Origin of the sequence: Acinetobacter sp. UBA1496 (assembly GCF_002324975.1) — a bacterium.
Taxonomy (GTDB): domain Bacteria; phylum Pseudomonadota; class Gammaproteobacteria; order Pseudomonadales; family Moraxellaceae; genus Acinetobacter; species Acinetobacter variabilis.
Window position 1 is genome coordinate 1 of record NZ_DCRI01000094.1, and the last position, 19242, is coordinate 19242.

Consider the following 19242-nt stretch of genomic DNA (forward strand, 5'->3'; position numbering starts at 1 on the left):
GGATCAAATTCAGCAATAGAGATATTGGCAAACATTAGCGAGGTCCTATTAAATTAGGGCTTTTAAGCCGTGCTAAGATTGGCGCGTATTGTAACATGAACTTTGCCAATTTCGATCATGAACTTTATTCAGTTTGCAATAAAAATAGCTCATGCTTAAAAAACATGAGCTATAGAGATAAAAATAAGTTATTGAATTGGCATTAGAGATTTTACATCTGAAATAATATTAGCAATATTCAGTGCATAGACGCTACCATGATCCCATGAACCGTCCGTAATATATTGTACCGAGGTTTGTTTCTGATTCGCCAAGCTAACCAAAACATCTGTTGCAGCCTTTGGAACAGTGGGATCCGCCTCTCCCTGATAAATAATCACAGGTGTAGACACTTTAACTTGTAAAGGCTGAGAGTCTTTATCCAGGAAATTCTTCACTACTGGAATACTCATAAAATTAGCTTGAGTACGCGAATATCCTTCTAGATTTCCATTGGTTTGGGCATAAGCTCCCATTGCCATACCGAATTTATTGCCTAATACATCATAACAGTCTGTTTCAGCATTCTTGGCAATCTCATCTGTTGGTGTTTTAAAGACCTGACTATATTGCAGATTTGGATTCGGATTACGCAATCCCGCGGCGATCAGTGCAGTAAAAGTATCTAAAGAGGCTAAAGTTTCAATTTTTTTATTCAGATTTGTTTCCTGTCCAGCTTGAGCCTCACCACCTGCCAAAATCAAACTAAAATTAGAAGCAGGTGCTAAAGCCACCGTACCTTTATAAGTCATTTGAGAAGCACGTACCGCATATTGTGCAGCGCCTAAAGCCGCTTGACCACCTTGAGAATGACCGACAGCCATCCATTGATTAGAGGCATCCGAACCTAAATAGTCTTTTGCTGCGACTACAGCATCGGTAATTGAATAGGCTTCACTCTTAAGATTAAGGAAAGGATGAAGTTCTGTACCACTCGGCTCTCCTAAGCCTTCATAATCAGGTGCAACGACAATGTATCCAGCCTTAAGGAGACCAGTAATCATATTCGTGATGTCATTATTAAGCTGATTTTTACTTGGTGCACACTGATCAGCCACACCGGTCGTACCATGTGCCCATGCAACTATCGGCCAACCTTTCGCAGGACGTGTTCCTTTTGGAGTGAAAAGCAGTGCCGTCGCTTGGGTTTCGTTATTATTGATACCTAACATCTTATAAGTCATAACCACGCTTTCATCGGCAACAGCTGTCAGGTCCGTTTCGGTATAAGCCACAGGCGTTGCTACAACCGGATTGGCAATATTATTTACCGGAATAGCGGGTTTGGACTCAAAATTACCATCATCATCGCTATCATTACAAGCAGTTAAAGCTACGCTTAGGGCGAGTAGAGAACCAGTCAATACATGACGTTTCATCGATCTTATCCTTGTCTTAATTATTGTCTCTTATGATTTTTTATAGTTTTATCAAATGATAAAACTATAGATTAATTTCCCAAGTTATTCTATTAATGGCAAGAGATTATTTTGTTATTTTTCTAATAAATAGCGATTTAATTTATGACCATTCCGACATGATAAATTTAAGTTATGGAAATATTTACAGAAACTTTGAAAACTTTTATTTATAAGTGTAGATTACAAATGTTCTGTATCAGTCAAAAAGTCTGCAATTAAAGTTAAAATCCGGCATTTCAATTGTCAGGATTGAAATAATAATGTTAGATTTTGATATCCACTTTTTTCAGGCATATTTCCGTCATGCAGGCTATCATTCTCGATACTGAAACCCATACCTTGAATGGTCAACCCATTGAAATTGCCTATGCGCCTGTAGAGATCATAGATCATAAAATCAGTCTGGATAAAAGTCGCTTGTTTGATCAACTTTATTCATGCGACGAACCAATTTCCTTTGCTGCAATGGCCGTACATCATATTCTGCAGTCTGATCTGGAAGGACAACCGCACTACAGCAGCTTTGAACTCCCGCAAGAAACTACTTATATCATTGGCCATAATATTGATTATGATATTCGTGCCTTAGAAAAATGTGGCGTCGATTCATCGAATATTAAAGCAGTTTGTACCCTTGCCCTCGCCCGCCGAGTTTGGCCAGAGGCAGAAGCACATAATATCTCTGCATTAATCTATATGATTACCAAAGGCAGTGAACGCGCCCGAGAAATGATCCGTAAAGCTCATCGCGCCGATATGGATATCATTTTGACAGCAAATATTCTGATGCATATTGTGCATCACCTGAAAATCAGCAGTATTGAAGAACTCTATGAGGCATCTGAAGATGCGCGTATTCCACGGACCATCAATTTTGGTAAGCACCGTGGTACTGCGATTGCTGAACTGCCTGCTGACTATGTGCAATGGCTGCTTCGTCAAGAGGATCTCGATCCTTATCTGCGTAAGGCTTTAGAAAATATTGCAATTACAACACTTTAATTTTAAGTAAATTTAACAGCCTCTTCATATTAGTGTAATTTTCTAATATTAGCATCTACTTGAACTCTGTATATAAGGCATTCAGGTATGATGCGCTATTCAAAAACTGCAAAGGGTCTACATGTTCTTCAACATCGCAATGTCGAGCTTAATGCACGTCAAAGACGTCTTTTGGTTTTAATTGGCACTGAGGATTTTGATTTACTCACACCTCAGTTTAAAGCGCGTATTGCACCACATGATTTGCTGCAACAATTATGTGATATAGGACTGATTGAAGTACAAGAGTTAGAGACTTCAAATGCAGCAGTCGGTACAGAGTCAGCACAAACTTCAGCACCTGCTAATAACTCAGTAAAAGCCTCATTTCCACACTTTCCTGAATCAAATATTCAGACTTCAATCACCAGTCCTGCCCCATCTGCCGATCTTGAAGCGCCGATTACTACGACATTAGTTACCACGACCCACGTGCCTGACGTACCTGCTGACATTACCTATATAGCACTCAACCAAGAACAGGTACGCAGCTTGATGCTGGAAAGTTTAAAAAAATACTGTGGCTTATTGGCCAAACAACACATTCAAAATATTGCTCAGGCACCAGATATCAATGCCTTAAAAGTCTGTCAGGTGCAATGGTTGACACTTCTCCAGGAAAGCCGCATGCCTTCACAAGAGTTAAACCAACTGTTCAAGCAAATTAGCCATGCTTTATCCATGCTGCGTGCTCAGGCTTAAAACTCTTCATAGATTCAGTCTTTTTAAGTCTATCTTAAGTTTAAAGATGAATAAATCCAGCCAAGAATTTTTCTTAATTAATTGAAAAATATAATTTTAATTCATTGAAAAGTAGTTGTATTCATTTACTTTCGACTATAGATGCATAGCTATATTAAGGATTTAAAGCCATATAGAATGTATTACTTTTTATTCTTCCCACGCTTATGCAACACTATCTTGAATTCGATACCTTTGATAATCCCATGCAACTGAGCAAGGTGGGAAACTGGGTCATTACTTTTGTCAGTGCTGCCGATGAACTAGAACATATTCAGTTGGCGATCACGTATGTCTTGCCTCGCCAGATCAGTGATGCGCTGCAACCGCGTCGCATACTGATTGAGAAAACTGCCTATGAACATCAATGGCTGATTCAGACGATTGAATGCTTTGACAGCAAGACCAATCAGGAAGTACAAATTGCAGCTGCAGATGCATTGGGACAACAAACACTTCAGCAGATTCTGGAAGAATTTGGTCGTTATGATGTAAATGTCACATTAAAAGTTTTCTGAAATAATGCTTTTCTTAGAGCGCATTTTCGAAGAAATTAATTTAGATCATCTATATAGATAGTTTGATATTATTTTATATAAAAAAATGATAAAACTGAGAAATGATAGGAATTTATCCAATCTCTTTGAATTAAATTTATCAGTTTTTATTCTGCATCAAACAATTTGATAAAGAAGTGAACTAAGATATCGAAATCAAGCTCATCATTGGATGAGCTATATCTTTCTTTAAACGTCATAAAGCAGCTTAATGAATCCCGGATCCTTATTTAGCATCCAGAACACGATAGATGCAGTCGGTCTGCTCACTGGCAAATAACAGTTCAATTGTTGGTCTGATAATTTCATCATCCACTACAATATATTCGACTTGCTGTTCCAAATGCTGGGACGGATCACTATGATGAGCACCGGCACGTAGTAATGCTTTTACATTCAGGGTTTTGCCATACTGGTTTTTGACTTGCACTTCAATTAAACCTTCTGTCATCGTCATACCTCCCTTTATTGGCATTATTAAATTTGCTTGTCTGAATTCTTATAACATAGTTATTTGAAAGGCTTTCAAACGAATATGTAAGATTTTTTAGCGAGCACCTTTTATCGACTATATATAGTCGCTAATGAAGAATGTGCTATACAAATAAAAGAGTCGAAATTATTAATAACTCTCGCTTAAAATTTTGCATTAAAAAGCCCGCATCGCTGCGGGCTCTGTGTTGGATGGCTAGTGCTAGATTTATTGCCTGAACCTAAGTTCGAGCTCAACTAACTGTCATTGATCCGTCCAACTTATTGGTAGCGTCGTTTCATTTTATGACCTACCATGAGTTCAATATAGCAGGATTTTTTTTACCTACAATACACTTTTACACTTCTAAAAGAAGACTTATACAATATTTAAATTGTGCTTTTTCAAAAGCAGATTAGAATATTTTGGCTGGATCAATAGAGCACTACAAACAACTCTATTCTTTTCAATCTCTATATCCTATCTATTTAAATTTTAATAAAAATATTCTTTATTTATGTGAAAAATGAATAATTTTAGCTAGATACAATTTTAAGTCTTAAGTAAAAGAGTTCGCTATTAAGGCCATTGATTAGCCACTAAAAGTAATAGCGAAAACCAAATTGATAAGTAACCCCATTCAAATCCAGATCATCACTCTTGCCAGAGACACATGCGCCATTCATACAAATCTTGGCATCACGGTTAAACATCCATTGATAACCAAAAGATCCAAATAAATCTGCTTCAGGAGCAATTTTATAACCGACTTCCAAGGCAACAGGAATTGTAAAATAATCCAATTCCAGATCGACTCGACCAAGATCTGCATCCGTTTCACTTTCATCTACCCAGCTCATTCCCAGACCTATAGAAATTGCTGAATAAAACTGATCATTTTCCAGAAATTTATTTTTTACCCCAATTGTAACTTGATTGTAATCAATATCTGAGCTTTGAAATTTGTATTCGGCCCATAAGCTGGTCGTCGGATGGGATTGATATTCACCATTAATAAACAGCCCATCGAATGATTCAGTACCCAAAAAGCTGTCTGACCCTATTTTTGAACCGGCGTAACCAAAAGCTAAAAAGTACTGACTTATTAGGTTTTCTTGAGCATAATAAGGTGTAGTCGTAATAACGGCTTTATCTTTTGGAGCAGGATTACCATATTGAATAGCTAAAGGTGTATTCGCTTCAGCAACTGAAGAAGCCCCAATCATTAACCCAATGAATAATAATTTTTTCATATCTATATCTCATTTTTATTGTGAGCATAAGATACTAATTTTTTGATAGAAAAACTACTCAGCACATCTATTTATAGAAACAACAATTTATGAGATTAAACAAACTATAAATACAACAATGTAATTCACCCACTTTTATAGAATAAGAGGTCCAAGAGCATCTTCTACAAACATTACTACCTATATTTCCAAGAGGTAATTCCCGATGGCTAAACCAGATGAAGAACTGAATGAAGAGTTTCCAGAAGAAGAGTTAGACCCACAAGAGAAACAAGATCGAGAGATTCAACGCGGTCAGTTAGGCGTAGATCAAGACCCTCAGGTGAAAAGAGATCAAATACGTCAAAAACATCAGGATGAAGAGGAAGAGAATCCATAATTTATTTTATAAATCTGGAATTGTTTTTTTAGTCTAATGAGGTAAGTGAACTAATAAAATGATGGTGCGCTCAGCGGGCACTTTCCGAAATTTGCGGTTTTCTTACTATTCCTTAGTTTTCCTTATTTTTTCTTTATTTTTATAGGTTTAAGTGTGGCTCATTAATTCAATAGTTTAATGTTTCCTTATTATTCCCTATTATTCATTCTATATTGATTACGCCAAATTTACGCCACAACATTTTAAAGGAAAAATTATGGCCACCTTTCGACAAAGGGGTGATGCTTGGCGAGTTGAGATTAGTGTGAATGGTACTCGGGAAAGTGCGACATTCGATACTAAGACTCAGGCTCGCGCATGGGCATCAAAACGTGAAACTGAATTAAGAGAGTTATCACGCGGAAAGCTTCCTGATTATACATTAAATTGTGCAATTGATAGATACATAGAAGAAGTGTGTCCAAAGCACAAAGGCTGTGATGCAGAGATCAAAAGATTTCGGGCATTCCAAAGAAACTTCCCAAAGATTGCAAAAAAGCATATTGCCAAAATTACGACTGATGATTTTGTGGTGTGGCGCGATACCAGATTAAAAACAGTCAAGCCAGCATCGGTACGACGTGAAGGTAATATTCTATCTGCCCTATTCACTGTTGCACGCACGGAATGGAAGTGGGTTTATGATTCACCTATGAGTGATTTAAAGATGCCACCACCGCCAGCACATCGGGATAGACGTATATCAGAGGATGAGATTTATAGGCTTTGTCTGGCTGCTGAGTTTGATGATCGGGCACCTGAGAATTCTACACAGCAAATTATGATTGCTTTCCTGTTGGCGATTGAAACTGCAATGCGTGCTGGTGAGATCCGCGGCCTGACTTGGGACCGGGTTTATTTAAAGAATAGATATGTGACTTTGAATGAAACCAAGAATGGCACCAAACGACATGTACCTTTATCAAAGCGTGCTGTCGAACTGCTTGAGCTTATGAAAGGTGTTGGTAGTCATCAGGTTTTTACGGTGAAAGACTCTAGTTTTGATACACTTTGGAGGAAGTTGCGGGATAAGTGCGAAATTGAAGATTTGCACTTTCACGACTCAAGACATGAAGCATGCACAAGGCTTGCTCAGAAATTGGAAGTATTGGATTTGGCGCGGATGATTGGACATAAGGATTTAAGAAGCCTGATGATTTATTACAATGCAACTGCATCAGAGATTGCGAATAGACTGGATTAAGGCCCTTTAAAGAGCCTTCACACATATCCCTACATTCACATTCGTCGTAATTGAATGGGCTGTGCAGCCCGATAAGAGGATGCACAGCAATAAAGCCTTAATTACGACTTTCATAATCGATCAATACTTTGGCCACAGCTTTAGCGGCCAGCCAGTAACGCGCATTGAATCTAGCGAGTTCGTCTTCATTGGAAATAAAACCAAGCTCTACAATCAAGCCGCCAGCATTCACGTACGCTAAACGGCCACGTACTGATTTAGACTGATCAATCCAACCGTTGTCACCGCGTAATCGACTGCCAAGAGCATCTGCTACAGCTTTAGATAAGTCTTGTGCAAGTTTCTTGTCTTTTGGCAGGGCAATCGTTTCCACACCATTTGCCTGTTTTGATGTTGCAGCATTCATGTGGAATTCGACTGCCACACTTGAGCCTTGAATTAATTTTACCGCAGCAGACAATGGGTCGTTCTTGGTGCCAGTGCCATCCGTTTTGACTTGAAGCCCTGCCTCACGCAAATAATGAGTCACTGCATTTCGGAAGTTAGTCACCAAATCCGCTTCTTTAATTTTGCCGTTTACTGCACCTGGGTCAGTATTGCTATGACCGGCTGTAATGGTGGCGAGGCCAAGATGTTGATGCAGTTTTGGTTGATAAATCTTCTTGCCAAGCCAGGATAAAAACACCATGACCGACCCTGTGATAAATGCATGGTACTCAACAGGGATCACTTTAAAGTCCATCGCCCATTGCAATGCTGGAATAACGACAAGCAATAAAAAAGCTCCCAAAATTGGGAGCTTCACAGAAAGATACTTCCAGGCACTTTGTTCAATTAATTTCATTTGACACTCCAATTCGCAGCCTTATTTTTAAGCCAGTTTTCGATAAATGTACTTCCAAGAATTCCCAGAGCTGATGCAATTGCAATCAAAGCCAGGGGGTGAATATCGGGAATTTGTAATAAAACCCCACCAGCCAAAACGGATGAAGCTGATCCCAAAATAGTCCGACCCAAAACAAGTCGAACAGTTAGTCTTTCCTCAGATACAAGAAGTTTGGACAGGCCGATGACAGCCCCGATCACGACAAGCATCCAAAATGTTTTTTCATGCTCTTGCATGATTCCCCCTATTTTTTGACATTAAAAAAGCACCCGAAGGTGCTATAAATTAATTGCTTCAACCTGTTCTCTGGTTTCAGCTTCAAAGATTAACTGTCTTGCAATACGCCCTCTTTCGTGAACGCTTGCAATGTGAGCTTGCAATGCTGCATAGAGTTGCTGTAGTTGTGATGCGCTTAAATCAACCGTGCTGTTATCTGCTAGAGTCCACGTCTGATCCACACCCGCAACCGCTGCGCCCATGATCCGGCTTTGTGAAACTTGATCTGAATCATAAGCACTGCCTTCAAACTCAAAGCCTCCAAATTCAAGTAGATCGCGCCCAGATTTAATCTCAGCCCATTTCTGAGCCTTGATTTCGTCTAGGGTGCGCGGATCAATCCAATCCTTTAGATCGTAATTAAATATGTGGTACGGGGATGGTTGAGCAGGCATTGCCACCCAGCCATCCTTGTAGTACATATTTGGCTCAGGAGGGTCTTCAACCGCAAGACAATCTACCGGAGTATTTAGTATCACGATCTCATCACTAGCTTGAATCGTAAAAAGTGGCTCACCAGATCTCGAGATGATTGTGGTCATTTTTTAAGCTCCAAAATACTTAGATTTTTTTCTCTAAAAGTTGGGATTGGTGACGTGCTGGCTTTTTTTGCCATTACCCCGGCTGGAGCGGATGGTATCCTGCCAAACGCAGCTTTAATTGAGTAGGTACATAAACCAGACATGGGTCCATCGATGTAGGCAACAATATTATAAATACCGCCGAAATCTAAGTATGAATTTGACGTTGTGCCTGATTTGTTGGCGGGAAAGTAAAACCTTTTTATTTCCAAATTGTTTCTATAGAGGATTAAGATTAAATTACAATAACTAAATATATTGCTATTTACGGTTCCTCCTTGCTCCGCGTAAATCCCACATGGCTCAAGCGTTATTGACCCATCTACCCGACATTTACCACCAGCCCTATTCATGCTAACCGCTATAAGTTGACCAAAACCGTCTGCCCATGTTTGTATTGAGGTCTCGTCGGTAGTTTCGTGGGTGCCGTTATAAGAATGAACTGTTGTATTAGTTACCCCCACTGGAACGGTTACAGCTTCATCTTGGATTTTTAAGGTATTAACCGCCAAATCTGCAATCTTACCTCGCGTTACTGCTAGATCATCAATCTGCGCAGACTTCACAGCCAATTGCTTAATGTGAGCTGTATCTACAGATGCATAATCCATAAACGCAGTTTTCAAGTAAGCACCCACCGGAAAGACTGTGCCTGTGTTTGGGTCGATGTAAGGTGTGCTGCGGAAAATGAATGGGTAGTAACCGGTGCTATTCCCTGAACCAATCGCGAAAGAATCAAAGTTCATAATGAAATTCGATTCCTTGCCATCGTTCGCCCCGCCCCAACCTGCCACCTTGCCATTCACATCCAACTTGATGTACTTCTGGGCATACAAGCCATTGACTGATTGAGATACCTCCTGAATTGATGCGGTGTTTTGACCTACAGTAGTTTGAATGGTGCCAACTTGTGTTGCTGTAGCCCCTTGCTGTGTAGTTAAGGTATTGACTTGGTTTTGCACTGTCGCGATGTTTTGCGTCGCAGTATTGGCCTTACCAAGTGCATCATTTGCTGTAGCCTGGGCTGCGTTGGCTACAGCCTTGGCTGCCGCTTCTGCTGCATCCGCTTTATTTTTGGCATCTAGTGCTGCTGCTGCTTTTGCTGCTGATTCAGCTGCATTAGCTTTAGCGGTTGCATCATTTGAAGCCGCTGCTTTTGCTGCATCTGCTTCGGCTTTTGCCTTCGCTTCTGCATAAGTTTTTGCTGCCGCCTCCGCTGCTGCTGATTTAGATTGCGCATCTAAAATAGCTTGGTCAGCAGTAGTTTGAGCTGTAGCAGTGGCTGATTGAACTGTGTCAACTCGTGACGATAAGGCGGAATCTGCATCAGCTAAAACTCTCATTTCTGAGCGAATGGTTGCCAAGTTTTGCTGTAGGTCGCTACCCACCTGAGCCTGCAAGGTATCAACTCGCTGCCCCAATGCGGAATCTGCATTAGCTCTAGCAATAGCTTCAGCCTGAATAAGCGCTGTATTATCTCCAATCTGTGCAATTGTGGTATCGATGCGCTGACTCAAAGCCATATCATTTTCAATCATTGCTGATTGCAAAGTCCATGTACCTGCAAAGCCTTCGGCTGAGCCAATCAGGTCTTCAGTTGAGCCAATTAACTTTGGATTGACTTGTGCGTATACACCATCAATTTTGGTTGTATTGGCGCTGATTTTTCCCTCATGTTCAGCCACTTTTGCATCGGTTTGAGACAAAGCACCTGTACTAGCCTTATCACCCAGCTCCAGAGTAATCGCATCAAGTCGTGTTGCGTTCGCACCCGATTGTGTTGCGGCAACATTCGCAGTAGACAGCGCAGTTGCAGCGGTTTGATTTGCTGTGTCTGCTGTATCGGCTGCCTGATTTGCAATTGCACTCGCCTGACTGGCTAGACTTGCTGCCGATCCAGCCTGAGTCGTTGCGGTTTCAGCTTTGGTTAATGCGGTAGCTGCATTGGTTTTTGCGGTATTTGCATTGCCTTCGGCAACTGTCACACGACTATCTAAGGCTTGCACTGCTTGCGTATTCGCTGAAGTTGCAGTCACTGCACTTTCAGCAGTCTGACGCACATTCGCTAAAGCTGTATCATTTATAGATCGATAATCTATTAATGCTTGTGCATTAGCAGCATCACCAGTCGAACGCGCTTGTGATTCAGAAATAATATTCGCTTCATTAGCACCAACACGCGCATTCATACCAGAAATATCACTAGCTAAAGCTTGATCAGCATCTGCAAGTGATTGCAACTTTTGATTAATTGATGCTGTATTTCCGCTAAATTCAACATTTAATGAATCAATGCGTTCAGACAATGCATCATCAGCACCTACACGAGCTGTCTGTTCAGTTAAAATATTTGCAGCATTATTATTTACTGATACAGTCAATAGATCTGTGCGCTGCGCTTGAAATAAATCACCTTCTTGCACTGCAGACAGAATCGACCATACCCCCGCATTTCCAGATTCACTACCAATTAAATCATCAGTAGAGCCGATCATATCTGGATTTGTGATGACTTCAACACCAGTGATGCGCTCGGCCAATATTCTATCAGCATCAACTCGAGCATTACTTTCATCAACAACCAGGGCTCGAAGGTCTTGATTACTCTGATTCGATTCAGCACGTACTGTTTCAATTAGTGATGCATTTGCAGAATCGGCATCAGCACGCGCAATTGCTTCCTGATTAATTGCAGCAGTGTTTTCATCTACCTCAGCTAAGACTGAATCAATTCTATTACTTATCGCAGAATCTGCGCTTGCTCTTGCTGTCGCTTCTTGCTGAATCGCTGCTGCGTTATTTCCAGCACTCGCACTCACTGTATCAATGCGACTGCTCAGGCTGTTATCAGCAGAGACTCGTTCAGTTTTCTCGGTAGAAATTGCAGTTGCTCTTGCATTGGCTTCTTGCAGAATTGCAGCATTTCTAGCGCTGGTTTCAGCACTAATAGCTGTATTGCGATTCGTTATTTCTTGATTGATTGCTGCTTGGCGGTCTGCGACTTCTTGCGATAGACCATCACTCAGATTTTCAATTGATTCAATTCGCTCCTGTCTCTCCACTGAAAATGCGTCATTAAGTTGATCAACGTTAGTTTGAACTGCGGTAATATTGTCAATCAAATTGCCGACATCACCATCAAGCCCTGCAATCGTATCGATCTTATCGATCTTGGTTTGCAAGTCTTGGTGCAGTTGAAGCTCTGTAATTTTCCCCGACAAAATATCGAGTACAGCGGACGCATCCGCAGATGTAGTCGCACTTACACGCTCAGACCATGGACCAATATTACCAATTCGGTCAATCAGGCGACCACGGAACCAGCGTGTTAAATTTGGCTGCATTCCCTGAATTTCGTGCGTATCTGTTGGATAAGCAAATAAACCAAGCTGTGCGGCATTAGCACCGTTTGATGTGCTTGAGATTTCAATTTCCGTATAAGCGGTATCAAGTGCGCCAACCGCAGGAAAATTCCAGTTCAGGCGATACCCAAATAGAATTCCTGTTGCGGATATATTTGCTAAAGCTGGCGGTAAGCCCTGCTTGCCTGATAATGCTGTCAACATGGAATAAGTTGGCAAGGAAGCAACGTCAAAAGCAGAAATTGCTGTCACACGGGCTTCATAGTTTCCAGAATAAATGCCCTGCACTTCTACCGAATTACTACCTGTAATTGGTAATTTAATCCATGAACCATCATCCTTTCGCCATTCCACCTGGTACTTGGTTGCACCTTGTGCCTGTGGCCATGAGATAACCATAGTTTCAATAGATAAGCCCTGCTGCACCATGCTTTCAGATGAGATTGATACAGACTCTACTGGCACCTGAATAGTCGGATTGATGATGGAAATCGGACGCTCATCAATAAAAGCGCCAAAATCGATTGCATCATATTTGGCTGACTCATATTGCAGACCTGTAATTGAAAACTGATGTTTATCATCCTGAGTAATACTCATGACGCGAAACTTCATGGTTTTCAAATCTTGCGCATCAACTGCCCAGACATTTTCAGCAGCCGCCGAATCAAAAGCCATAGTCACTGTAATATTACGACCACTGACGGATGATACGATACGAGCCTGAGCCTTGCCATCTTCACCATTTACAACAAGCCGATCGCCTGCACGACACACCACATCATCACGATCTAAAGTAATGGTGCGCAAGTTTGCAGAAACTTTAGAGATACGCCCACCATTAGCCCGGCCAGCAAATAATTCATCTGCGATTTCAATGACACGGCCCGGCTGTGGAATATAACCATCCAAACCAACTTTAAAAGAAACGGTGCGAGTTTCTAGCTGCTCGGATTTTAAAGCCCACAATCCAGCACGCTGTGCCTGCCCTTCTGATGTGCAGCCCCATGCATCAATTTCAGCAATACGTACACCGAGCTTTGCAATAGCTGCTTCATCACGCACATAGACATATTCGGTCTTGTAGTGATTTGCGGGGTTATCCCAAGCCACTTTTGCAACAGTGTGTCGATCACGCGCACGTGTGCCTGTGTACTCAAACAGACCATCAATCACATTGGCGCGTGTGTAAGTAAAATAAGTGTCCTGTGGAATATCAGCATCACAAACAATGGAATTGCCATCCCAATAGGAGATCGCACGGAATACGCCAGCGAGTTTACTTAAAATTACATAAGCATCTTCAGTTGATTGCAGATATACATTACAAGTAAAACGTGGCTCTTTTCCGCCTTTGCCATCATCCACCATTTGGTCGCAATACTGTGCAAGGCGATATAAAGACCATTTATCCAGCATTGCAGACGTTAAGCGGTCGCCTAATGCATAGCGTTTTGAAGTGCAAATGTCGTAATAAATCCACGCTGGGTTATTGGTATAAGCGCGTTTAAATGTACCATCCCACATGCCTGCATAAGTACGTGCCACTGGATCGTAATTTGATGGAACCTGAAGCTTGATACCTTTTAAATCAACCGCGACTTTTGCCACATTAGAAAAGGTTTCGGCATCATATTGAAGGCCAAGCAAAGCTGTATTTGGATAGCTGAGCTTGAGATCAATCACTTCAGTCAGTGCATCAACGTACATCTTGTCACTGATATATTCTGATGTTGAGTTCGGTGTGATTCTGCGGACACGGATCGTCCAGCCAGTATCTGCTTGGGGTAGTTGAATAGTATGTTGACGCTTATAATCATTCGATGTTTTGTCAGCAATCTGAGTATTTAAAACCTCAGTCCATGTGCCGCCATCAGTCTGCAAATCAATCGCATACTGAATCACAATGCCTTTTACATCACCATTTTCAGCATTCTGTTGGCGTAACGGCCCCCATCTAAAACGAATTGACACAGCATCAAGGTCGGTATTGGAGATAGCTCGAACCCAAGGGGAGTCGGATTTCAACTCAACGCCCACTGCACTCTCAGAAGAAATATCCGGAAAGCCTTCGATATGAGTCTGATCATTGGTGCCGTATCGGAAATCAGCCTGAACTCTCTCGAAGTTCCAGCCACCAGCCGGGTTTTGCAAAGGTGTATCATCCAGATAGACTGATTGCAAGCCATTGGCTAGACCTTCAACTTCACCTTCAGACAAGCCATATTTAATTTTGGCGCGAGTGATAGACTGAGCTGAGTCTGGCGCAATCACTGGCTTTCTTGATTTGCCTTGCCCTGCTTTTGCGCCTTTAATTACTGCGTTCATACTTTTCCCTAGACAATAAAAAAGGCGCTTATTGCGCCTGTATATTCTGGTTATTTACATTAAATCTTCTGGATACTGTCCTGCGCTTGCAATGAAGCCACCGACTTCACGCTGACCGTAAAGTACTGGCACCGGATTGCCCTGTGCTACTGTTGTAACTGCACCACCAAAGCCTTTATTGGCCTTGTTGCCATCTTGGTTTTGATCCTGATTTTCAATCTTGGGCATAAGCATCATGGCAATACCACCAACCATCATGCCAATACCAGCACCTATCAATGCTGTACCAATAGGTGCACCAACGCCAGTAAAAACCATCACAGCACCCACCACTACCAATACAGCACCAATAATGGTTTGAAAAGCACCGCCTGCACCTTTAACTTTAGGTACCACCTTGATCACTTTGGCACTGGTGCTCATGTCGAGTTCAGTTTCTGAGATGTTCTGCTTATCCTGGAATACAGCAAACTCCAAGCCTTGTTCATGTGCATGTAGCATAAAGTTTTCAAAGCCCGGCACTTGCACACATAAAGCACGCATGGCTTCGCGGGTATTATCGACAGCCAGGTGAAATTCTTTACCAAACTTCTTGGCTAGGATGCCGTATAACTTAATTGTTTTAAGCATGATTCACTTTTCTCCATGCAATAAAAAACCGCCTTATTTGGCGATTAATAGCTTTACATCTTTTCCTACTTCTACTCTCTTCCAGAAGGTTCCAAGCCAGCTGTTGGTTGAATCTAGCCAAATATCCCAATCGTCTCGATAAGGACATTTCCTAATATATTCCACTTTACAATTCACAACTCGGTAATGTGTTGCATCGTGAGGTATTGATAACCCACTGTAATCTCCCTGCTCTAAAGCAAGTTGCTCATTTAAAGCGTTAAGTAGATCATTCAGTTCTTTCTGCTTTTCGTGAATTCTTTGACGCAGCCCTTTAAAGTTCATACTTTAACTCCCTATGCCGAACCACCTTTGCAACTCGCTCCTGCCACTGTGGACCAAAGATTTCACGTACAGATTTACGGCCATACGGATGATGTAAAATGATTGATGAGCCGACACATGATTCTGTTTGCTCGGACTTCAATTCGGTCTGATCGCCTAACCAAATCACCGCATGATTGACATGCTCGGTACGTCCGACTCGGCATAACAGCACATCCCCATATTGCGGCTGATCGACTTCAATAAAACCCGCTTCACCAAAGCCATCCAGATACAGAGATTTATTCTCTTTAGACTCCCACCACCGATCATGACGTTCAAAATCGATTAGCTTAATGCCAAGCTCGCGCTGATAAAAATCACGAACAATGGCATAACAGTCTTGAATGCCGTGAATATAGTTGCGGCCGACTAAAGGCGCTTTATATCCGCATGGCTCATACACTTGAAACTCAATATCAGGATAAGCACAGATGACCCAGGGCTTTTCATGTAACTCAATCTGAATTAAATCAATTTCAGATGCACGTGCTGAAGCATTTGGATGTGAATGCACATAAGCCTGAATTTCGCCCAGATCTTCAGCTTTGGCTAAATCCTCGTGATGAATTTCAAACTGATCTTTGTTGTCTGAAATATTGCGACATGGGATGTATTCTTTACTTACAATCACACCGCAACACTCGCCTGGATAAACTTCAGCAGCATGCGCCTGGATTGCTTTTTTAAGTTTTGCGGTTAGTTTCATCACATTAAACTCGACGCCGGAAAGCCGCCAAAGCGGATTTCATTGTTGCGAATACGACATGAAGACAGTCGGCCAGAGCAGCGATCTAGTGCAGGATTGTCTGTTGGCTCGTCTTTATCGGTAAACATTGCCGCGCCTGTATACTGACATTCTTCGCCACGATAATCGCCCATTGCGCACCAATGGCAATAACTGGAAATCTGTCGAACCGGTATTTTTAAACCTTCAAAATCAATCGGGTTTGATAACTCAAAAGTGACTGCTTGGGCATTTTCTGAGGTCTTTTGCTCGATATACCAAAGCTGCTCTTTGGCTTCATTTGATGCAGAGGAGTTGCCATCACCAAAGTTTTCAGCATCTAAATACTTGGCTAGTGTGGTAATGACCTTGAGCTTTGCACCTGCAAAATCACCAAACTGTAAACAGTAAGCTGATACAGCGCCCTGAATGCCGCCAATATTGTTTGCCATGCTAAATGTGGGTGCAGAGGCTTTGCCATCGGAACGCATCTCTAAACCAGATACCTCAAGCGCCATCGGCTCGAAAGTCTGACCTTGCCAGATGATGTTGCGATACCATGTCTTTTCATTGCTCAAATCATAGACTTTACCAATTGAGCCTGTATCTGCGCCGATTAATTCACTTGAGCCGATGGATGTATAAATGCGCACCCAATCTTCATAAGAAATATGACCATGAAAACGCAAAATGCCCGCACCTAAAGCGCGAGCATCCAGTTCAAATAGCGTAATCAGACCATCAACATAGAGCTTCTGAAAGTCACTGTTCAGGGTCATCAGTCACCTCAATTTCAGGTTGTGGCAACTCTTGCAAACGCAAGTCAATCCAACGGTTTTCGGTAATATCCAAAGGCGCTTCAATGTCAGCCACAATACGCCCTTTATTGTTAAGCATGTAATCAAAGGTCTTAACGCTAATATCGCCATTTGCAAGTTGCTCATAAACAACTGCGACTAGCAGATTGCCATTAGCATCTTTAGGGGTTTCGATATACCAGCCCTCTTGCGCAAAGCCACTGCTACCCTTGACTAAATAATCACCTACACCTAATTTTTCAAACTCAATATTCTGCTGTCGTGCTTCATCATTTAGCTCTATTTTGTCTGCGAAAAGCTGAACGATTGGCGAAGCATTCTTAATAAAGCCATTTGCATCTGTAACGGTATTCCCTGTATGTCTTATAGCTACTGGTGGATTCCAAAGTTTCGCATCCAGTGGTACTGAACTTGATCTAAGATAAAATTCATTACTATATGGTTTGTTTCCTATTTCAAAACCTTTTGGAATATTTGAATACCTAGCACGTATTACAAACATATTCTTAGACACTTGCAACCAAGAAGATTCTGAGGGTGGATTACTTTCACCGAAATAATAGAAACCACAGCCCAATAAATTGCTATCCGCTGGCATCGGAATTGAAACCACTTCCTTACCCAACCCAAACGCCCCTACCTCCATCACATTTCCAGTGGCTGTCCCAGTATTTCTAGTTGCTGCCTCACCTAGACCTAAAGCTGCACGCGCCGCTGCGGCTGTCGTTGCACCTGTTCCGCCCTTATTTACTGGAAGTGCAGCAGGCAATACTCCTTGAGCTGTTGCGCCCAACTGACTGTAGATTTCATCATCATTCGCCTGAAGTTTCGCCGAACCTGAACGGAACGTGTCACCACCTGCGCCAGTTGGTGCTGTGCCTGGATTAATTGTTTGCTTAGCCATAATTTACGCCCACAAAAAAGCCCTCGATTGAGGGCATAAAGTTGATTGAAGTTAAGGTTTAAAGTCTTGGGTGAATGTAGTGGAGATGGACCAGATGCTACCGCCCAAACTGACTGGCATATAATCCCCTGCTACGACACGAACCTCGCCATCCAAAGGTGAATCCCAAAGGAATGAATCAGCACCTTTATGTGCATCAAAAAAGGCCTTGATCTCTTGTATCAAAGCCTTTTTGCCAGTTTTCTTATATGCCCATGTGGATGACCGGTTGTTAATCCCGACGCTGGTTCGCTGTGTATACCCATCGCCAAAACTGGACTGAAGGACTTTAAAGCTTGAAGTTTGGGAGTTTCCATCTAGGTCATTGCACCATGTAAATTTTTGGTTGCTCATAACTTCGGCCATTCAATATTTATTGAAATAATTGGTCGCGTATCTTTTGTGAAGCCACCTTCTGAAAACTTGTTGCCGGCAAGTAATCCGCCTCGTTGCTGATCTTTCTTGATTGCAGACTTAATTGAATCACTGATCATTTGGCCAAGGTCTTTAGATGGTTCAGCCTGTGGCTTAACGATACCCACTCGAACACGGTGCTGATGCTGCTTTACTTCACCATCGATTCGATCTTTGATTTCTTTTAGTTTTTGTTCGGATTGAAGAAGCTGATATTCTTCGTTATTGAGTACAACAATCACACCATCAATTTCTAGGATCCAGTCGCCCAGCCGAACTAATTTTTCCTGTCCGTTTGCAGGCTTGAAGGTGGTAATTCTTTCGCCATACCCGCGACCCTCGAATTCAAAGATTCCACCGAATTCTCTCATGACTTCTTTGTCACTCATGCCAGATACAGGGCAGTCTGTTTTTTTAAATTGAATAGCTTTCATGATGTCTCCCATAAAACAAAACCCCGCATATAGCGAGGTTTTGTTTTATCTAAATGAATTAAATTTGATATTTAAAATAAGTTTCGTAAAATATCTTTTGCAATACATCTCTAATTGGATCGAGGTTTATGTCATGAGTGTGCACTTGGAATGCATGCCCATCGATAGAAAACTCAACCTCTTCACCCACCCGCTTCCAGCTAGGTTTTTTCCCAATACACTCTCCAAAGAATTCAAACCCATCATAAATATTAGGTTTAAACTCTTGAATAGCATGCGCCATAGCATTTACATTTTGTTCGGCATAGTAGCCATTTCTTTCAGTCAAAATAAA

At 41.7% G+C, this 19242-nt stretch carries 20 protein-coding genes; 5 read left to right on the forward strand and 15 right to left on the reverse strand.

What is annotated here, in order from left to right:
- Positions 1–188: 188 nt before the first annotated feature.
- Positions 189–1418, reverse strand: a complete 1230-nt coding sequence (locus B3143_RS10900) for an alpha/beta hydrolase (protein ID WP_004784307.1) — start codon at positions 1416–1418, stop codon at positions 189–191.
- A gap of 345 nt (positions 1419–1763) precedes the next feature.
- Here B3143_RS10900 and B3143_RS10905 point away from each other — a divergent pair, with 345 nt between their 5' ends.
- The 3 genes from B3143_RS10905 (at position 1764) to B3143_RS10915 (ending at position 3760) form a co-directional block, all read left to right on the forward strand.
- Positions 1764–2462, forward strand: a complete 699-nt coding sequence (locus B3143_RS10905) for a DUF3820 family protein (RefSeq protein ID WP_004784309.1) — start codon at positions 1764–1766, stop codon at positions 2460–2462.
- Between the two features lie 87 nt (positions 2463–2549).
- Positions 2550–3203, forward strand: a complete 654-nt coding sequence (locus B3143_RS10910; RefSeq protein WP_004784311.1) for a hypothetical protein — start codon at positions 2550–2552, stop codon at positions 3201–3203.
- Positions 3204–3409: 206 nt separating this feature from the next.
- Positions 3410–3760 (forward strand): hypothetical protein, encoded by a 351-nt coding sequence (locus tag B3143_RS10915; RefSeq protein WP_004784314.1) that lies wholly within the window; start codon positions 3410–3412, stop codon positions 3758–3760.
- Positions 3761–4025: 265 nt separating this feature from the next.
- On the opposite strand, the gene B3143_RS10920 is transcribed toward B3143_RS10915, so the two are convergent.
- Together B3143_RS10920 and B3143_RS10925 are read right to left on the reverse strand one after the other, a co-directional pair.
- Complete coding sequence (locus B3143_RS10920; RefSeq protein ID WP_004784316.1) at positions 4026–4250, reverse strand: hypothetical protein; 225 nt, start codon at positions 4248–4250, stop codon at positions 4026–4028.
- A 620-nt stretch (positions 4251–4870) separates the two neighbouring features.
- Positions 4871–5524, reverse strand: coding sequence for a hypothetical protein (locus B3143_RS10925; protein ID WP_004784317.1), 654 nt, complete (start codon positions 5522–5524; stop codon positions 4871–4873).
- Between the two features lie 205 nt (positions 5525–5729).
- On the opposite strand from B3143_RS10925, the gene B3143_RS10930 reads away from it, so the two are divergent.
- The gene (locus B3143_RS10930; protein ID WP_004784318.1) at positions 5730–5903 is read left to right on the forward strand and encodes a hypothetical protein; all 174 of its coding nucleotides are present in this window, start codon (positions 5730–5732) and stop codon (positions 5901–5903) included.
- 256 nt (positions 5904–6159) lie between these two features.
- Positions 6160–7146, forward strand: coding sequence for a site-specific integrase (locus B3143_RS10935; RefSeq protein ID WP_286740524.1), 987 nt, complete (start codon positions 6160–6162; stop codon positions 7144–7146).
- Positions 7147–7243: 97 nt separating this feature from the next.
- Here the strand turns inward: B3143_RS10935 and B3143_RS10940 are convergent, their stop codons facing one another.
- The 12 genes from B3143_RS10940 to B3143_RS10995 are packed head-to-tail and all read right to left on the reverse strand — an operon-like array spanning position 7244 to position 19236.
- Positions 7244–7990: an N-acetylmuramoyl-L-alanine amidase gene (locus B3143_RS10940; RefSeq protein WP_286740525.1), complete on the reverse strand. Its 747-nt coding sequence runs from the start codon at positions 7988–7990 to the stop codon at positions 7244–7246.
- On the reverse strand, positions 7987–8268 hold the full coding sequence (locus B3143_RS10945) for a phage holin family protein (protein WP_034702970.1): 282 nt from the start codon (positions 8266–8268) through the stop codon (positions 7987–7989). Before B3143_RS10945 ends, B3143_RS10940 begins: the two co-directional genes overlap by 4 nt.
- A 42-nt stretch (positions 8269–8310) precedes the next feature.
- Positions 8311–8850 carry a DUF4376 domain-containing protein gene (locus B3143_RS10950; RefSeq protein ID WP_286740527.1) on the reverse strand — a complete coding sequence of 180 codons (540 nt, stop codon included), beginning with the start codon at positions 8848–8850 and terminating at the stop codon, positions 8311–8313.
- Positions 8847–14579: a TipJ family phage tail tip protein gene (gene gpJ, locus B3143_RS10955; RefSeq protein WP_286740528.1), complete on the reverse strand. Its 5733-nt coding sequence runs from the start codon at positions 14577–14579 to the stop codon at positions 8847–8849. Before gpJ ends, B3143_RS10950 begins: the two co-directional genes overlap by 4 nt.
- A gap of 54 nt (positions 14580–14633) precedes the next feature.
- On the reverse strand, positions 14634–15209 hold the full coding sequence (locus B3143_RS10960) for a tail assembly protein (RefSeq protein WP_286740529.1): 576 nt from the start codon (positions 15207–15209) through the stop codon (positions 14634–14636).
- A gap of 33 nt (positions 15210–15242) precedes the next feature.
- The gene (locus B3143_RS10965; protein WP_286740531.1) at positions 15243–15533 is read right to left on the reverse strand and encodes a hypothetical protein; all 291 of its coding nucleotides are present in this window, start codon (positions 15531–15533) and stop codon (positions 15243–15245) included.
- Entirely contained in the window at positions 15523–16281 is a 759-nt protein-coding gene (locus B3143_RS10970) for a C40 family peptidase (protein ID WP_286740621.1), read from the reverse strand. The genes B3143_RS10965 and B3143_RS10970 overlap by 11 nt, the downstream gene beginning before the upstream one ends.
- Positions 16281–17078 (reverse strand): phage minor tail protein L, encoded by a 798-nt coding sequence (locus B3143_RS10975; RefSeq protein WP_286740533.1) that lies wholly within the window; start codon positions 17076–17078, stop codon positions 16281–16283. The genes B3143_RS10970 and B3143_RS10975 overlap by 1 nt, the downstream gene beginning before the upstream one ends.
- Positions 17062–18021 (reverse strand): phage tail protein, encoded by a 960-nt coding sequence (locus B3143_RS10980; protein WP_286740534.1) that lies wholly within the window; start codon positions 18019–18021, stop codon positions 17062–17064. Before B3143_RS10980 ends, B3143_RS10975 begins: the two co-directional genes overlap by 17 nt.
- A 51-nt stretch (positions 18022–18072) precedes the next feature.
- Positions 18073–18414: a phage tail protein gene (locus tag B3143_RS10985; protein WP_286740536.1), complete on the reverse strand. Its 342-nt coding sequence runs from the start codon at positions 18412–18414 to the stop codon at positions 18073–18075.
- Positions 18411–18908 (reverse strand): hypothetical protein, encoded by a 498-nt coding sequence (locus B3143_RS10990; RefSeq protein ID WP_286740538.1) that lies wholly within the window; start codon positions 18906–18908, stop codon positions 18411–18413. The genes B3143_RS10985 and B3143_RS10990 overlap by 4 nt, the downstream gene beginning before the upstream one ends.
- 58 nt (positions 18909–18966) lie before the next feature.
- Positions 18967–19236, reverse strand: a complete 270-nt coding sequence (locus B3143_RS10995; RefSeq protein ID WP_286740539.1) for a hypothetical protein — start codon at positions 19234–19236, stop codon at positions 18967–18969.
- Positions 19237–19242: the final 6 nt, after the last annotated feature.

Coding starts and splice junctions, on each gene's coding strand:
- B3143_RS10900 (WP_004784307.1), bottom strand. CDS start 1,418: ATGAAACGTCATGTATTGACTGGTTCTCTACTCGCCCTAAGCGTAGCT.
- B3143_RS10905 (WP_004784309.1), top strand. CDS start 1,764: ATGCAGGCTATCATTCTCGATACTGAAACCCATACCTTGAATGGTCAA.
- B3143_RS10910 (WP_004784311.1), top strand. CDS start 2,550: ATGATGCGCTATTCAAAAACTGCAAAGGGTCTACATGTTCTTCAACAT.
- B3143_RS10915 (WP_004784314.1), top strand. CDS start 3,410: ATGCAACACTATCTTGAATTCGATACCTTTGATAATCCCATGCAACTG.
- B3143_RS10920 (WP_004784316.1), bottom strand. CDS start 4,250: ATGACAGAAGGTTTAATTGAAGTGCAAGTCAAAAACCAGTATGGCAAA.
- B3143_RS10925 (WP_004784317.1), bottom strand. CDS start 5,524: ATGAAAAAATTATTATTCATTGGGTTAATGATTGGGGCTTCTTCAGTT.
- B3143_RS10930 (WP_004784318.1), top strand. CDS start 5,730: ATGGCTAAACCAGATGAAGAACTGAATGAAGAGTTTCCAGAAGAAGAG.
- B3143_RS10935 (WP_286740524.1), top strand. CDS start 6,160: ATGGCCACCTTTCGACAAAGGGGTGATGCTTGGCGAGTTGAGATTAGT.
- B3143_RS10940 (WP_286740525.1), bottom strand. CDS start 7,990: ATGAAATTAATTGAACAAAGTGCCTGGAAGTATCTTTCTGTGAAGCTC.
- B3143_RS10945 (WP_034702970.1), bottom strand. CDS start 8,268: ATGCAAGAGCATGAAAAAACATTTTGGATGCTTGTCGTGATCGGGGCT.
- B3143_RS10950 (WP_286740527.1), bottom strand. CDS start 8,850: ATGACCACAATCATCTCGAGATCTGGTGAGCCACTTTTTACGATTCAA.
- gpJ (WP_286740528.1), bottom strand. CDS start 14,579: ATGAACGCAGTAATTAAAGGCGCAAAAGCAGGGCAAGGCAAATCAAGA.
- B3143_RS10960 (WP_286740529.1), bottom strand. CDS start 15,209: ATGCTTAAAACAATTAAGTTATACGGCATCCTAGCCAAGAAGTTTGGT.
- B3143_RS10965 (WP_286740531.1), bottom strand. CDS start 15,533: ATGAACTTTAAAGGGCTGCGTCAAAGAATTCACGAAAAGCAGAAAGAA.
- B3143_RS10970 (WP_286740621.1), bottom strand. CDS start 16,281: ATGAAACTAACCGCAAAACTTAAAAAAGCAATCCAGGCGCATGCTGCT.
- B3143_RS10975 (WP_286740533.1), bottom strand. CDS start 17,078: ATGACCCTGAACAGTGACTTTCAGAAGCTCTATGTTGATGGTCTGATT.
- B3143_RS10980 (WP_286740534.1), bottom strand. CDS start 18,021: ATGGCTAAGCAAACAATTAATCCAGGCACAGCACCAACTGGCGCAGGT.
- B3143_RS10985 (WP_286740536.1), bottom strand. CDS start 18,414: ATGAGCAACCAAAAATTTACATGGTGCAATGACCTAGATGGAAACTCC.
- B3143_RS10990 (WP_286740538.1), bottom strand. CDS start 18,908: ATGAAAGCTATTCAATTTAAAAAAACAGACTGCCCTGTATCTGGCATG.